The sequence below is a fragment of the Rhodococcus sp. PAE-6 genome (assembly GCF_025290685.1).
GTDB lineage: Bacteria > Actinomycetota > Actinomycetes > Mycobacteriales > Mycobacteriaceae > Rhodococcus > Rhodococcus pyridinivorans.
Genome location: NZ_JAOCLZ010000135.1, coordinates 1 through 267, shown reverse-complemented (window position 1 = coordinate 267; position 267 = coordinate 1). Strand labels below are relative to the sequence as shown.

Here is a 267-nt window from a genome sequence, read left to right as displayed (position 1 = left end):
CGCAACCGCAGTCCCTCCGACTACGAGCCAGTACTCGCCGACTCGGAATGCGGTGGACCCGATCCCGCACCCTTCGCAGACATCGCCCGCAGTGGACGACCGGTGGTGCGGGCCTCGGATCTACCGTCGACCGACCTCGCCCACAGCCTCCGGCACGCTGCGGTCTGGCGCCCACTCGGACTCGACCGTGAGGCGCGGGTCGTCTTCACGGTGGACGGGTTGGGTGGGGGAGCGGCGGGTGGCGTCCGGGCGGGACCGGACTTCACG

Annotated in this window: 1 pseudogene; it reads left to right on the top strand. The window is 71.5% G+C overall.

The annotated features are described in order from the left end of the window. Positions 1-267 (top strand): annotated as a pseudogene (locus NVV99_RS26530) (helix-turn-helix transcriptional regulator); the annotation flags it as partial.